Origin of the sequence: Vibrio sp. 10N.222.52.C12 (genome assembly GCF_041474215.1) — a bacterium.
GTDB classification, from domain to species: domain Bacteria; phylum Pseudomonadota; class Gammaproteobacteria; order Enterobacterales; family Vibrionaceae; genus Vibrio; species Vibrio crassostreae_C.
In genome coordinates, this window is sequence record NZ_JBFRTR010000095.1 from 1 (window position 1) to 15,132 (window position 15,132).

15 protein-coding genes are annotated in these 15,132 nt (G+C 41.3%); 13 read left to right on the plus strand and 2 right to left on the minus strand.

Annotated elements, in window-relative coordinates:
* The first annotated feature begins 201 nt into the window (after nt 1-201).
* The 13 genes from AB4623_RS16900 to AB4623_RS16960 are packed head-to-tail and all read left to right on the plus strand — an operon-like array spanning nt 202 to nt 11,391.
* Complete coding sequence (locus AB4623_RS16900) at nt 202-414, plus strand: Flp family type IVb pilin (protein ID WP_017077511.1); 213 nt, start codon at nt 202-204, stop codon at nt 412-414.
* 54 nt (nt 415-468) lie between these two features.
* Nucleotides 469-1,248: a pilus assembly protein CpaB gene (locus tag AB4623_RS16905; RefSeq protein ID WP_372146915.1), complete on the plus strand. Its 780-nt coding sequence runs from the start codon at nt 469-471 to the stop codon at nt 1,246-1,248.
* A 1-nt stretch (nt 1,249) separates the two neighbouring features.
* The gene (locus AB4623_RS16910; protein WP_372146917.1) at nt 1,250-2,575 is read left to right on the plus strand and encodes a type II and III secretion system protein family protein; all 1,326 of its coding nucleotides are present in this window, start codon (nt 1,250-1,252) and stop codon (nt 2,573-2,575) included.
* Complete coding sequence (locus AB4623_RS16915) at nt 2,575-3,036, plus strand: ATPase (RefSeq protein ID WP_372146919.1); 462 nt, start codon at nt 2,575-2,577, stop codon at nt 3,034-3,036. The genes AB4623_RS16910 and AB4623_RS16915 overlap by 1 nt, the downstream gene beginning before the upstream one ends.
* A 2-nt stretch (nt 3,037-3,038) precedes the next feature.
* Nucleotides 3,039-4,232, plus strand: a complete 1,194-nt coding sequence (locus AB4623_RS16920; protein WP_372146920.1) for a CpaE family protein — start codon at nt 3,039-3,041, stop codon at nt 4,230-4,232.
* Nucleotides 4,229-5,494 (plus strand): CpaF family protein, encoded by a 1,266-nt coding sequence (locus tag AB4623_RS16925; RefSeq protein WP_048615461.1) that lies wholly within the window; start codon nt 4,229-4,231, stop codon nt 5,492-5,494. The genes AB4623_RS16920 and AB4623_RS16925 overlap by 4 nt, the downstream gene beginning before the upstream one ends.
* On the plus strand, nt 5,491-6,405 hold the full coding sequence (locus AB4623_RS16930; protein ID WP_372146922.1) for a type II secretion system F family protein: 915 nt from the start codon (nt 5,491-5,493) through the stop codon (nt 6,403-6,405). The genes AB4623_RS16925 and AB4623_RS16930 overlap by 4 nt, the downstream gene beginning before the upstream one ends.
* Nucleotides 6,405-7,271 carry a type II secretion system F family protein gene (locus tag AB4623_RS16935; protein ID WP_372146924.1) on the plus strand — a complete coding sequence of 289 codons (867 nt, stop codon included), beginning with the start codon at nt 6,405-6,407 and terminating at the stop codon, nt 7,269-7,271. The genes AB4623_RS16930 and AB4623_RS16935 overlap by 1 nt, the downstream gene beginning before the upstream one ends.
* Nucleotides 7,268-8,398 carry a tetratricopeptide repeat protein gene (locus AB4623_RS16940; RefSeq protein WP_372146926.1) on the plus strand — a complete coding sequence of 377 codons (1,131 nt, stop codon included), beginning with the start codon at nt 7,268-7,270 and terminating at the stop codon, nt 8,396-8,398. Before AB4623_RS16935 ends, AB4623_RS16940 begins: the two co-directional genes overlap by 4 nt.
* Nucleotides 8,395-8,931: a TadE/TadG family type IV pilus assembly protein gene (locus AB4623_RS16945; RefSeq protein WP_372146928.1), complete on the plus strand. Its 537-nt coding sequence runs from the start codon at nt 8,395-8,397 to the stop codon at nt 8,929-8,931. The genes AB4623_RS16940 and AB4623_RS16945 overlap by 4 nt, the downstream gene beginning before the upstream one ends.
* Nucleotides 8,921-9,505: a tight adherence pilus pseudopilin TadF gene (gene tadF / locus AB4623_RS16950; protein WP_372146930.1), complete on the plus strand. Its 585-nt coding sequence runs from the start codon at nt 8,921-8,923 to the stop codon at nt 9,503-9,505. Before AB4623_RS16945 ends, tadF begins: the two co-directional genes overlap by 11 nt.
* A 1-nt stretch (nt 9,506) precedes the next feature.
* The gene (locus tag AB4623_RS16955) at nt 9,507-10,823 is read left to right on the plus strand and encodes a TadE/TadG family type IV pilus assembly protein (RefSeq protein ID WP_372146932.1); all 1,317 of its coding nucleotides are present in this window, start codon (nt 9,507-9,509) and stop codon (nt 10,821-10,823) included.
* A gap of 1 nt (nt 10,824) precedes the next feature.
* Entirely contained in the window at nt 10,825-11,391 is a 567-nt protein-coding gene (locus AB4623_RS16960; RefSeq protein ID WP_372146934.1) for an OmpA family protein, read from the plus strand.
* Nucleotides 11,392-11,491: 100 nt separating this feature from the next.
* On the opposite strand, the gene AB4623_RS16965 is transcribed toward AB4623_RS16960, so the two are convergent.
* Together AB4623_RS16965 and AB4623_RS16970 are read right to left on the minus strand one after the other, a co-directional pair.
* Nucleotides 11,492-13,795 (minus strand): putative bifunctional diguanylate cyclase/phosphodiesterase, encoded by a 2,304-nt coding sequence (locus AB4623_RS16965; RefSeq protein WP_372146936.1) that lies wholly within the window; start codon nt 13,793-13,795, stop codon nt 11,492-11,494.
* Between the two features lie 385 nt (nt 13,796-14,180).
* Nucleotides 14,181-15,029: a sulfurtransferase gene (locus AB4623_RS16970; protein ID WP_372146938.1), complete on the minus strand. Its 849-nt coding sequence runs from the start codon at nt 15,027-15,029 to the stop codon at nt 14,181-14,183.
* Nucleotides 15,030-15,132 lie beyond the last annotated feature (103 nt).

Consider the following 15,132-nt stretch of genomic DNA (forward strand, 5'->3'; position numbering starts at 1 on the left):
GAGTATAGGTGTTCGTTACGTATATCAATGTGAATCTTACTTATTATTTTTATACCATAATAAAAATTGTTTATACTGGTTAAATAAGTTTATGTTATGCGATCATAATAACTATTAATTGGATGTATACTTTTATATCGGGTAGATTTCATTTCGCAATTTCAATTAGACCGACGGTCGATATACTTTTAGAGGATTACCATGTACTACAAAACTTTAGCAAAATTAGCTGAACTAAAAATGAAGTTCGAAGATGATATTCGCGGTGTTACGGCTGTGGAATATGCAATTATCGCAGTTGTAATGTCGGCTTTAGTACTTGCGGCATTTCAAACTGATGCGCTTAAAAATGCTATCACTGGTGCATTAACTAAAGTGACAGGCAACCTAACTAAAGCTACTACAGGCAAATAATTAGCCACTAAGAATAATATATTAAGGGGCTTTTGCCCCTATTTTAGGCTTAATATGAACAGAATTATCATTCTCCTTCTTGTTGCTTTATCTATTTTCTCTACATTGATTTATATCAATTCCAACTATATTTCAGATAATGAAGAACCACAGGAAGTACAGCAGAAAGAAGAACCAAAAGTTAGTGTTTTAGTCACTCAGAAAGCGATTAAACGCTCTCAACCGTTGGCTCCTAAATTTTATGACAAGAAATTTGTTCATATATCTGACTTAGATGGTTACTACTATACGTTAGAAGATGACCTTATTGTTGAACCTGGTGCTCTATTTAAAGAAGACATCTCTGAAGGTACTTACTTAACACAAGATATGATCTCTAACCCTGGAGATAGAGATTATATGTACCTGTCACTGAATGACGGTGAATTACCTTATTTTTATGAAGTAACCGGTATTGGAGTAGTACAGACCGCAACCCTTACTCCGGGTGATAAAGTGAGCTTCGTTTCTACAACTTCTTCAAAATCAAACCTCGTTGAGAATGGCTATGGTGATATAGGGGATCTCGTTAGTCGAGTGATTATCAGTGGAGCGCGAGTTTTACAGGTAATAAAAGGGAGCGCTGAAGATACTGACTCTGAAGATGCCGAAGACAAAAAGTACAGTTTAGTTATTGCATTAAATATGCGCAGCGTTTTGAAGCTAGAAATGGCTCAAAAAATTGGTGACGTGAATATCATTCCATCGGAAATCGAGAATCGCTATTTATCTATCCGCAGTAGTGATCTTTTAGAAACTCAGTTTGGTGTTAGAGAATTACGTGGTAAGGAATAACATGACTTTAAGGAACAAAAATATAGCGTTGCTATTGAGCGGGATTCTTTCATGTCCATTACTCGCATCAGAATTAATGAACTTGGATCAGGGTGCCGCAAAAACCATTAATTTGAAGCGACAAATATCAACGGTATTTGTGGCGAATCAAGAAATAGCAGACTACAAAATCATCGATGACAATAAGGTTGTGGTTTATGGCGTTGGCCAGGGTACTACTTCAGTGATTGTTTATGATCGCGGTGGAAACGAAATCTACAATGCTGAATTGGTCGTTAACCAAAGCTTGCGACTATTGAAGCAAACGTTAATCGCTCGATTCCCTGATGAAAGCGTTGTGGTTTCCAATGTCGGTGATCAAGTGGTCTTAGACGGCATAGTTGGTAGCGAAGAGATTAAGCAAAAGATTCATCGATTGGTCGGTGAAATGTTGAAGAAAGAACGTCGACGTAAGACATATGAACTGAAAGATGTTGGCGGGGAGGTTTTAGACGAACTAGAGTACACGACAAAGTACAACTACGACCAAGTCATTAATAACTTGAAAGTTCTCACCACAGAACAGATCAATGTAAAGCTAACGGTTGCGGAAGTCTCAAGTTCTTTTCTTACTGAGCTAGGTGTTACCTATAGTGATAGTGGTGAGCCGGGCACCTTTGTTAATAAGCTACTTGATTTTACGGCTCAAGATATAGTTTCGGTTATCTCTGCAAGTGGTGATGACAAAATCGGTCGTGTATTGGCAGAGCCAAACCTATCTGTTATATCGGGTGAGCAGGCCAGTTTTCTTGCGGGTGGTGAGATCCCAATTGCGGTGCGAGACGAAGACGGTATTACTATTTCTTATAAAGAGTACGGCGTCAAATTAGCCATGGTTGCTAAGGTTACTGACACGGAAAATATCCGCTTAACCTTAATCCCTGAAGTCAGTTCTATTGATGAATCAAACAAAACCACAACAGGTTTAATTTCCGTACCCTCTTTGCGCACTCGAAGAGCTCAAACAACAGTTCACTTGAAAGACGGACAAAGCTTCGTCTTGGCAGGATTATTGACATCAGAAGAGCGTGAATCGTTAACCAAGATTCCAATTCTGGGGGACATCCCAATCTTAGGTGCGCTATTTAGCCACACTTCTACAAACCGCTCTAAAACAGAATTGATCATAGTTGCGACCGTCAATCTGGTTGATCCGGTCGAGCAAGAGCAGGTCAAATTGCCAAGCTTTAGACGTACAAGTGATCTTGAACGACTTCTGAGGATAGACCTTTCGGATCTTGATGAACCTGAGCTAAAAAACACGATAAACCAAGGAGGGTTCAACTAATGAGATGGATCGTTATTACTTTAATCGTTCTTATTACTACTGCTTGTACCCACGTTGATACTTCAAACTCTAGTGTGATTGAGCAATTAGAGGAGCGTTTTGAATTTGATATGACGAGTGGTGAAGATTCAATGACTCGCTCTGTAGCTTTTATACGAGACCTCAATGCTAGAGAGCCGAAAGCGACGTTTTACATTAAATATAAGCCTGATGCTAGTGAGTTTGTCGCTAAGCTACGAGATAGGTTTAAGTCGGAATCTATCGCGAAAGACAGGTACAAAGTTGAACTTGCCGATAATGACCAAGAGAAAAATATCTTGATCATAGGTCGATATGTCCGAATTAAAGGCAGTGATTGTGGAGTGATGGTGTTCTCGCAAAGAGAAGAATATCAATTTGGTTGTAGTGTTGAACATAACCGAAACATCAGCTTGGTTAACCCTATTAAGAAGGCTAAATAGTTATGGACTTGGATATCTTGTTTCGTAATTCGTCTTCAAAAGTGAAGTCATCAGTTGAGGCTACCGATCTCATTGTTTCAGATGATAGCGCCCTAACTGAATCGATCCATGATTTATACGCAATTGAAGGCTTTCCTAAACCACTTGAAGTGACTGACATTGATTTAGATGGTGTTTGGAATCAGTCAAGCATCAAGCTTAACCATGTCGTGCTTGATCTTCGTAGTGCCACAAATGTTATTGAGCAAGTGTCCGAGATCTCGATTCGTTTAGATGTAAATATATCTTTGCTTGTTCTATGCGACGTCGATTCTATAAAGCTGCGTAATCAAGTACATGCTTTAGGCGCTACTTATGTTTTGTGGGATCTAGAACTTGATGCGTTACTTGCGGCAATTAAAACGACGCAAGACGGCGAAAGTTCAGTAAAGAAAACACGCGTAGCCAAACGTATATTGGTTTTAGGGACTAAAGGCGGTATTGGTGTGTCTTGCATAAGTTCCGTCTTAGCGCACTCCTTAGCGGAGCAAGCGAACCTCAAGACACTGCTAGTAGATCATGATTCTGGAGCACTAAACAGTGACATTTATATAGGTGTAAAAGGTTTGAAAGCTAAGCACAACAGTATTGATTTAAATCAGATCGATATTGATAGTGCGATAGCCAAAACCTATGTACATGGCGTTAAAGAGAAGCTTGATTATTTGGTTCTAGAGAAGAATGTCGCTTGTCTTTCCGATCATGCGTCTACGCTGTACAACCTCTCAAACCAACTGATTGATCAATATAACTTTATTATCGATTCAGCGCCGTTGTCCTGCTACGAAGAGATGCACGACCAGGAGTTGTCAGATAAATATCACCGTATCTTTATTGTTTGCGAACCTTCGGTCTCTTCATTGCGTTCATATAACCTATTGAAGAAGAAGATCGGTAAATCTGAACACCAGATTATTTTTAACCTAAATAGGCCAGCGAAAGATTTCATGGTGACTCTTGCAAGTGCGAAAGAGAGGATCAAAGCCAAAGATAGCATTGATTTCATGTACGAGCCGTCACTCGAAAAAATAGTGGTTCAGCAGGGTATTAATGAGTTGCTTAAATCCAAGTCATCGACTGCCGTTCTGAGTATGGTTGCCACGCTAACAGGCAAAAAAATTAAAACTAAATCACGCTTCAGTTTGTTTAGAAAATGAATCAATTAAAAGAAATCTACATCCAGCTTAGGGATGAAATCTTCGATGCGTTAGACGCCGCGACACTTGTTGAAATCAGCAGTCAAGAGCTAGAGGAACAGCTTAAAGATTCGGTTAACATTCTGATCGATAAGAAGCAGTTACAAGTGAGTTCATTGAAACGCGTCGATTTAGTCAAAGCATTACTCGATGAGTTAAAAGGCTTAGGGCCACTGCAAGCCTTGGTCGATAACGATGATATATCGGATATCATGATCAATGGACCATCGGATATTTTCATTGAAATCAATGGCAAAGTTGAACAATCACCGATTCAATTTGTTAACGAGAAACAATTGAACACGATTGCTAAGCGAATCGCATCGAATGTAGGTCGTCGTATCGATGAGTCGAAGCCACTTTGTGATGCTCGTTTGATGGATGGCAGTCGTGTAAACATTGTGATACCACCACTTGCAATTGATGGTACGTCAATTTCTATTCGTAAGTTCAAAGAGCAAAAAATTAAGCTTGAGAACCTCGCAGAGTTTGGCGCTATGTCTGTTGAGATGGCTAAGCTTTTGTCCATTGCGAGCCACTGTAAATGCAACATATTGATCTCCGGTGGTACAGGTTCAGGTAAAACAACGCTACTCAATGCGCTGTCTGGATTTATTGGTGAAACGGAACGTATTGTTACCATTGAAGATGCCGCTGAGCTACAGCTTCAAAAGCCTCACATAGTTAGGCTTGAAACACGACAAGCTAGCGTTGAAGGGACGGGAGAAATTACCGCTCGAGACCTTGTGATCAACGCGCTTCGTATGCGTCCTGACCGAATCATTGTTGGTGAGTGTCGTGGTGGAGAAGCTTTTGAGATGCTTCAAGCGATGAACACGGGCCACGACGGGTCGATGTCCACATTACACGCCAACACACCGCGAGATGCGATTGCTCGTACTGAAAGTATGGTGATGATGGCTACCGCTAGTTTGCCCATATCTGCAATACGTAGAACCATTGTTAGCGCAGTTGACCTTATCGTTCAAGTAAAGCGTCTCCATGATGGTAGCCGTAAAGTGATGTACATTTCTGAGATCATTGGTATGGAAGGGGATAGCGTGGTGATGGAGGATATTTTTCGTTACGAAGCTACTTCAAATTTCAAAGATGGGAAAATGGAAGGCGAGTTCCGAACTCCGGGCTTATCCACTCGTTCTGTAATCTATGAACGCGCAAAATTCTTTGGATTAGAACAAGCGGTAAGGGAGATCTTTACATGACCTTAATACTGATTGCGTCATGGAGTGCTTTGTTACTCTACTTTCTTATCAATCGCTCTCGCCAAGACAAGAAATTGAGTAGTTTGATTGAAATGGAGGCTGAATTTGAAGGGGTAAAAGGGGTTCGGTCAGTTATCGACTCACAACTGTTTGAAGAAAGCTATAAGGCCAAGCTTAGGAAAAGTTACAAGAAGACAATCAAGGTCTTCCAGCCCAACATGTCTTTGAAACTGATTCTATTTGTTAGTGTATCTGCTTCAGCAGTTTATGCCATTAATGAGTTTTTCTTGCGTCAGGATTACCTAGTTTGCCTGATTATTGTTGAGCCTATTTTGTTCTTCGTTTTTTACAATAAGTTAAAGCAACGGCAGATGGACCGTTTTAAAACTAACTTTCCAGATGCTTTGAATATCTTGAGTGGAGCGATCTCTTCAGGTCAAAGTATCATTCATGCGTTCGAGTATGTAGGTAAGCAACTGGACAATGAAGTGGGCAAGGAGTTTAAGTTCATGGCTGAGCGTTTGCTCATTGGTGAAGACCCTGATGATGTTCTTGAACGTAGTAGCAATACATTCCCTTACTTAGAGTACTTTTTCTTTGCCTCCACGATAAGAATCAACCTAGCTCGAGGTGGTCAGCTCAAAGATGTGATCAACAAAATTAACCGCCTTATGTTCGATTCTAGAGCGGTTGAGAAAAAGAAAAATGCGCTGACCTCAGAAGCTCGTGCATCTGCCAAAATTATCGCTTGTTTACCCGTGATTTTTTTGATCATTTTGAAGTTTACAAGTCCTGAAAACTACAGCTTCGTGATGTTTGAAGAAGCGGGACAACCCATTTTTTATTACGTTCTAGTGAGTGAGTTGTTAGGCTTCTTTTGCATTTGGCTGATTTTGCGAGGTGTCAATTGATGGACTTTGAAACCGCCATTGTTTGGAGTGTCATATTTATTATCTCTATGGTTCTAGCAACGTATTGCTTGCGCTTCTGGGATAACACGAGAGCAAATATAGAAACTCGAAAAATAATTGGTTCAACACGCGAAGAAAAAAAACGAACGGATTTATTTAAGGCTATTTTGTCTCGGCTTAGTTTCAATAAGCATGAAACTAAACGGAAGTTAGTCGCAGCTGGTTTTTACAATGACTTCCTTGCTGATGCTTACTATTTATTGAAAATAATCCCTTTTAGTATCTGCCTAGTATTAATTGGTCTTGACTTCTTTAACGGTAAAACCGAAGTAATATTTTCTTTGCTGTATTTATTGGGGGCCTTATTAGCGTTTGTCATCGCGCCGGATTCCTATGTGTCTGCTCGAGGCAAAGCTAATATAAAGCATATCAGTTCAAGGTTACCTTTTTTACTCGACCTTATGAATGTGTGTGTTCATACCGGTATGACAATCGAGTCTAGTTTGGAGTATCTGGCAAAGGAGCTCCACTCGGTAGACAGTAATCTTTCCCATGTTGTCAGAGTCACGGTTGAACGCTCTCGCTTGGTCGGATTGGAAAAGGCATTAGAAGAATTTTACGAGCTTGTACCAACTAGCGAATCTCAAAGTTTTGTTATGACTATGGTGCAGAGCTTACAGTTTGGCTCATCTGTTGGACCTGTATTAGCAACGTTAGCGACTGATATTCGAGAGCTTAATATGATGGACCTAGAGGAACGGATTGGAAAGATGGGGGCAAAAATGTCTATTCCTTTGATTGCTTTTATCATGGTTCCGATTGTTGTTCTCATCGCAGCCCCAGGTATTTTAAGGATGTTAATGTGATAAGAAAATTTGTATTAGCCATTATTGTTCTGGTTTTACTTTCAGGTTGTACAACCGTTGACAGTCAGCTTGATACCAAAGAGCAATTGCTTATTGGATCGGGCGATTCACAAAAGCTCGTTGAGTTTTATAAGTCAAATATACAATCCGACCCTGTATATAAAGTCAAACTCGTTAATTTGTATTTGGACCTTAAAGATATTAAATCGGCAGAGTTATATAGAAACACATACAGCCCAAGCGATCTTGATGAACCGGATTATATTCTAACCAGTGCACGAATTTACTATCTGAAAAAGAACTTTGAGCGCGCATTAGAAGAGTTAGACAAGTATAGGGATGAAGGTGGAGCAGAATATGAGTACCAACTTTTAACCGGGAAAATATTAGCGCAACAAAAGCGATTTACCGAAGCTATTGAGCATTTTGAGGAAAGTCGCAAGCAAGGAGCCTCAGACAGAGAAGCCGGAAACAATATCGCCGTTGTAAAAATAATGCAGTCTGACTATTTGGGTGCGACGGACATTTTATATGACCTTTACCTGTCAAATCCAAACGACCAGAGAGTGAGTTCTAACTTGATTCTATCTTCGGTTAAATCTCAGCGACCGGATATCGCGTTGGAAGTTCTAAAACATTCGAATAGTGATGAGCAGGCTCACAAGCAGCTATCTGCATTAATGAGATCAATATCTAAAAGCAAAGGGAAGAAGGCCGTGACACAGTCAACGATAGAAATGGAACAACAGCTTATTGGTTCTCAAGTTAATTCAGGTGGCTTTGTCGCACCGACATCGCGAGTCAGTAAATTGGATACGACTGGGGAGTTTCAAGCTTCTAGACACAGTGTCGATGGCTCGGTGCTTGACCCAAGAAAACTTAAACCCGGTGCAAAACCTATTTATCGAGTACAAGTGTTAGCGACGTATACGGCGATTCCTTCGGATTTCTTGAATTACTTAAAAACAAATTATGGCTCTGTTTATTCGTATACACATGGATTGTGGAAGCGCTATTGCATTGGTGATTTTAATGACTTAGATGAAGCGAAAGCGTTCTTAAATAGTATTGATATTAAGGGAGCATTCGTTGTTGATTACACCAAGAAAAGGTATGTCCGACTATGAAATCGTTTAAACGAAAGCAAAAGGGGTCGTTGACGGTTGAAGTTGCCATGGGTATTCCGATCTTTCTGGCTATTGTCTTTGGGTGGGTTGAAATCTGTATTTTGACCTTCTCAATGAGCATGACTGATCACGCATTAACGACAGCGGTGATGCGAACAAAAAAAGCGGGCGACTCGAGCAGTAGTAACTCTATTAACTACGGCCAAATGATCAAAGATGAGTTGGACAAGGCGGGCGGATCTTTGTGGAGCAACGTAGTCAAAGAGGGGAGTGTGATCATCCATGTTAACTATTTTCGAGATTACGAAGGCTTTCTCAAATGCACGGATACTTATGCTTCTGCAGATAAGTGTCCAGATAAGAAAGATGAACCGGAAGATATGGCTTTAGCTGTTTACGCTTTGGAATACACCTACGATCCGATTGTCTCAATATGGTTCCCAGACATGCCTATCAAGCGGGAAATTATCACTATTCAAGAATATGAAAGATGCTCTTTCAAAATTGGTCAGGGAGCGGGTTGTGCAAGCTAAACAAAAAGGTGCATTTGCAGTTGAGTTGGCGATGGTATTGGTCTTTGCATCAGGCATTTTTGTCGTCGTAGTAAACCATATGTTGGCCATCAATAAAAAAGGACAACTCGACAGAGCTTCTTATTCATTGACCACGATCTTTGCTGAACGAAAACAATTGTTTAATGCCAATATGGATATCTGTGCGGGCGATTGTCAGAAAACAGAACACAACGCGTTTGTGATTGCTTCTGCTTCGATGAAACGAATGATTCCAAACTTTGATAAAACCAAATTTGGGATGCGTATCGACGAGATAAGACTAGAAGAAACGGCTTTATCTGGAGGGAAAGTGAATTACCGAAGGGTTCAAAAGACTCTGACTAAAGGGAGCATACACGGATGTGACTTTCCAGACATGAGTGATATCACCAAAGAAAAAGCGATAGAAATACTCCCTATCACATCACGAGGCCGCAGATTACCTATGTATCAGGTGTCTCTTTGTTATGAAATCCCAACTAATTTGATTGGGATCGCCAACGGAGAGGTTTTTCGGCTTGTAAGTACATCTTATTCATTTGCGAGGGTTTAAGGTGAAATCGATAAAGAAAAACCGAGGTGTCGCCGGTATTTTGTTCGTTGGTCTATTGCCTATGATGGTTATTTTCATGGCCTTTTCGATGCAGATGTCTCAACAAATGCTAGCACACACGAGGTTATTGGAAGCCGCAGAAGTCGCTAGCTTGGCTCTCATCGCGAGTCCTAAAGAGGACGAAGAAAAGAACGTAAAGTATGCACGCTATTTAGTCGATAGATACGTTGTTGATAACACAGATGATGTTGATGTTGCGGTGTATACAAGTAAGTGTGAGTACAAAGATGGCTGTGTTCAAGCCAGTGGTGAACTCGCTCCGTTTAGTGACTTTGTGGTGAGTGCGACTGCCAAATATACGTCTTGGATCGCGTACGAAGAGATGAACTTAAAGCCAGAGTTTTCGGTGAGCGGGCGAGCAGTTACGCGCAAGTATCTCCCTCAGCCTGTTGATGTCTACTTTATCGGTGACTTTAGTGGTTCTATGGGTAACCCATGGAAGAACGGAAAAATGAAGCTCGATGTCGTGAAAGAGACCATTAAACGAGTCGTCGATGACATTGAAGAGTTCAACACGGAAGAAAAAAGCAGAGTAGCTTTACTCGGGTACAACCCGCTTCATGTTAAAAAAACAGACAAGATTGTACGAGTTAACGCCTATGGTTATTACGGTTCATGGCGAAAGAAATACGCTTATGATTACGCTCGAAACTCTCCTGCGACAACGGTTAGGCGAATGTTTGACAAGCCCGTTGTGTATAACGAAATTCTCGAACCAAAGTGGGGGATGAGTCGATACGAGATTGAGCGAATCTATACTCAGAACGTTAAGTTTTCTAAGTATTACAAGTTTTATGATATCCCATTGACTGAAGACTATGACGATTTTCGGTCTCAATTAATGAGTACTCAATTACAAGCGGCAGGGGGAACGTCATCTTGGAATGGAATCATTGCTGCAGCGCAAGAGGCGAACAAAGCAACCAATCTAAACCCTGAGCAAGTGTTTATTGTTTTATCGGATGGTCAAGATGGTGATGATAGTTATTTACAAAAATTGGTGGATCAGGGGTTATGTAAAAAGCTGCGCTCAACCATTTCAGCGAAACGAAATCGTTTCCAAAGTAATGCGCCAACTGAAGCTGAGAAAACGAAAGTCACGATGGGCGTCATTGGTATTAATTATAAAGTGGCAGAAACCGATGGCTTTGGATATTGCTTTGGTAAGCAGAACATCTATCACGCTAAAGATGGCGAAGATGTATACAAGTACATTTTGAATTTGATTAATGAAGAAACCGGAAAACTAAAGGATTAACATGAGATACCTAGTGATTTTATCTACGATGCTAATGTCTCCATTGGGCTATACAAACTGCTTGGGTGATGTTGGCGAATACGTCACTTCGAAAATGTTGGTGTCTTCTCATATTGTTACGACACAAGTGACTGGGAAGCTGGTAGAGCTAAATGAGAAACCTCAAAATGAGGTGATCAATAGAGAGAGTGAAGTGATTCAAATCGGATCTCAAGATGATGTGTGTTTCTATGATAAAGCGACGCAATCCCTGGTGCTTAATTACCCAACTAATGTGTATCAATTGGATGAAAGCCACAAGCAAGTATTAGGCCAGTACCTTAGCTTAGTGAGTGATAAGTCCAAGATTTATATAGAGGGTCACGCAGATAGTGTAGGCAGTAAAAGCTACAACAAAGCCCTGTCATCTCGCCGTGCCGGACAAGTGGCGAGCTACTTGAAGAAAGATCTTCACCAAGGAAGTCGCATCGTTGAATATGCGTATGGCGAAAGCGCACCCATTTGTAAGGTTGTGGACAACAAGGCAACAGGTTGCAATCGACGAGTTGTGATAACAGTTAAGTCGTAATGGGTTTTGTTTTCATTGTCTGTATTTTCATTTTTTGGACCGCAATGTTAAGCGGCGTATAAACAAAAGGGAGCCAATTTGGGCTCCCTTTTGTTTATCGTTAGCTTGTAGGCTCTGGCTCTTTATTCATGGTTTCAAGAGAAGGGGCGAGATACTCATATAACTCATCGTAAGGGATAGGGCGAGAGAAGTAATAGCCTTGCATTAAGTCACATCCGCATGCTTTTAGAATAGCGAAGTGCTCGTTGGATTCTACGCCCTCTGCCAACACCACCATGCCGAAGTTCTTACCGATTGCGATGATGTTTTGCACCATTGTGAGTGACTGTTGATCGACAGCAATGTTCTCAATAAAGCTCTTATCGATTTTAAGTTCATCGATAGGCAGTGCTTTCAACATACTTAGTGATGAATAACCTGTCCCGAAATCATCTAAAGAGATCTTTATATTCTTCTCTTTGAGGGCTTCAAAAGTCGGTTTCACCAAAGTCACATCTTCAATGAACAAGCTCTCGGTAATTTCTAGCGTTACACAGCTAGGAGAGAGTTGATACTTTTCTAGTGTCGCGAACAAGTGCTCAGAGAAGGATTGATGAGAAAACTGACGCACTGATATGTTGATCGACAGCCCGATCTTTTGTTCTGTTGTTCGGTGCAAGTGGGCGATCTGCATAATGCTGGACTCAATAATAAAAGTCCCCAGTTTTTGCATTAAACCCGTGTTCTCTGCTATCGGTATAAAGACATCTGGCGGAACAAAACCCAATTCCTCATCAATCCAGCGCACGAGTGCTTCTACACCATGAATACTTTCATTTGCACGAACCAGCGGTTGGAAAACCATGAACAGCGTTTGTTTCTCGATAGCGATGCGTAGCCTTTGTTCTACTTTCATTTTGTAGAGATGAGCATCTTGCATTTCCGTTGTGAAAATACTGTACGAGTTTTGCTGCTGTTTCGCTTTGTACATTGAAATATCGGCAGAACGTAACAGGCTATCCAGATCTTTTCCGTGTTCTGGGAAACGCGCTACGCCGATGCTGCAACCTAACAAAAACTGAGCGCTTTCAACTTCATAAGGTTGAGAAAGCACTTCAATAATGCGCTTGGCGAGTCGTTTAATTTCAGCTTCATTCGACAAGGGCGTCAAGAACAAAAACTCATCACTGGATTCACGTACCAATAGGCTGAGGCGAGATCGGAACCTCATCAAACGCAAAGCGATCTGTTTGAGAACCTTATCTCCAAAGTCATGCCCGTGGGTGTCATTGACGCATTTAAAGTTATCGATATCGATAAACAACAGCGAAAACGGCTCTGACTCATCGTCAATCCATTTACCAATGTTTCTACGCATGTACAAACGGTTTGGCAGAGAGGTTAAAGGGTCATGGTTCGCCTGATAAATGAGTTGGCTACGAGTCCGTTGTTCATTCTTGGCAATCGACTTAACCAAAAAGTAGAAACCAAACTGAAGAAAAATAAAGGCAACGAAAAGAATGCTGAACTCTTGTATGAATATACTATCGACGTGAGTTAGATCCGTACGTCCTACCACCCATAATTTGTAGTTTGGGATGTATTTCGCGCTCATCAAAGAGTGGTACTCTTCATCGTCGACGACAAAAGAATAGGTTTCTTGCCCATTCATCGCTTCTTGTACGCTAATTCCGAAGTGGTCGGTAAAGATACTTGCAATACGCTGCATGACATCTTTGCCGACTGGAGAGGAATAGGCACTCTCAGATTCAATATCACTTGAATAAAACTGGCGATAGCTGTCTTTTCTGATCAGGCTTAGTGTATTGAAACTTCCGGCGTGAGCATTATTTTCAAATACGATCGTTGCGTCTAATCGTAGCCCTGCGGTCATTACTGCATCGGCTTTCTTGCCATCGATTGAAATGGATTTTCTCAGCGGGATGACTAAGCTATTCAACGAATCTTGAAAATAGGTACGGCCAAGCACCATGCTACTGCTTGATAGGGCGTCTAGGAAGGAGCCTCTGGTTGGCGCGTATTGCAGCAAGTTCCTTTGATTCGCAAGTTCGAGATTTGAGCTAATCGAGAGGTAATCACCGTCGGTGTTCAACAAGCCAAACGCTGCTATCGCAGGGTGGGTCTCAAGTAGCTTGTCTAATATTGGCCTAATCTGGATAGATGCAGTACGTGTGAAATCAGACTGTTGAGCCAGTTGATGGCCAACCACTTCTAATAAGGCTTCTTGACTGGTCAGCAGCGAGTTGACGGAGCTAGAAAAAAGCTCAACCTGAATGTGTTGCTGCTCTATGAAGTCGTCTCTGTTTGCTTTCCAGTTTGTTATTCCCAACGCGGCGAAAAGTATCAGGGTCAGTAGTACGACAAACGCGTACAGCGACCAGATATTTTGCTTAAATAGAGCCATGAGATGCCTTTGTTGGTTACTACTTTTAACAGACTGCAAGTGACAAACTATTGGGTTGTCAGCGCGATTCATGCAACGAAAAATACAAACATCAATGATGAAAGTATTAATGATTAAATAGTGTAACGACTACGAGCAGAGATTCTTGAGTGAAAAATTAGTATTCATAACGTCGATAACGATTAGTTTATGATTAATCACGAATTATGGTTAGCAAGTTGATGTGGGTTACAAATCAAACGGCGTGAATCGAGTCTTGGTCTCAAATGAACATAGCTTTGACTGCGACATAGAGGCTTACTTCATGAGACGTGGGGCCATCATTATCAGTAAGCTCTTTATGCATGCGCAGTATATTCTAATAGTTGCATTAAGCGAAGTTGAATTACTTTTTAGTCACGGCGATAGGGAGTTTGTCGTTAGCACCCCATTCCGTCCATGAACCATCGTAAACACCCATTTCACCGTTATAGCCAGCGAGTTTAGCGGCTAATAATATGATACAAGCTGTTACGCCAGAGCCACAGCTAAAGAACATAGGTTGAGAAGGCGTTAATTCTAGCGTTGAAAAGATATCAATAAGCTCTTCTTGGGACTTTAACTTGCCGTTTTTGAGTACTTGGGCAAATGGTAGGCAAATAGAATTCGGTATATGGCCACTACGCAAGCCTTCACGTGGTTCAGGAACTTCTGAATCGAAACGAGCTTGAGAACGAGCATCTACAATGTTTGCGCTCTTGTCAGTTGAGTAACCTTCAATCTGCTGAGCACTGACAAAGTAGTCGTCTTGAATATGGCCTTCAAAATTGCCCGCTTTTACTTCGGTGCGATAGTCAGTCTCGGTCGCGTAACCGGCTTCGATCCAAGCTGGCAAACCGCCATCTAAGATGAATACGTCGTTGTGTCCCATTGCCATAAACATCCACCACGCACGAGGAGAAGCGAAGGTTCCGGAGTTATCGTAAACCACAATCGTACTGTCTTGATTGATGCCAATTTCTTTTGCGCGAGTGTTGAAGTGTTTTTCGCTCGGAAACATGTGAGGAAGCAGAGTGTGCTTGTTACAAAAGTCTTTGTCGTAGTCAAAACGAATAGCACCAGGAATCATTTGTCCTTTGATCTTTTCTGACTCGCTTGGAATTTGAAACTCGATGCTGGCGTCGAGGATGATGATATTGTCTTCTGCTAGCAAACGTTGTTGAAGTTGTTGTGGTGAGATGAGTGGCTGATTCATTATTGTTATATCCATTCTTGTTGTTTTAGCGATTCTTACTGTTTTAGCGAATACAGTGGTAGAGCGATTACTGTTGCTTTTGCTAATACAGTTGCTTTACGAA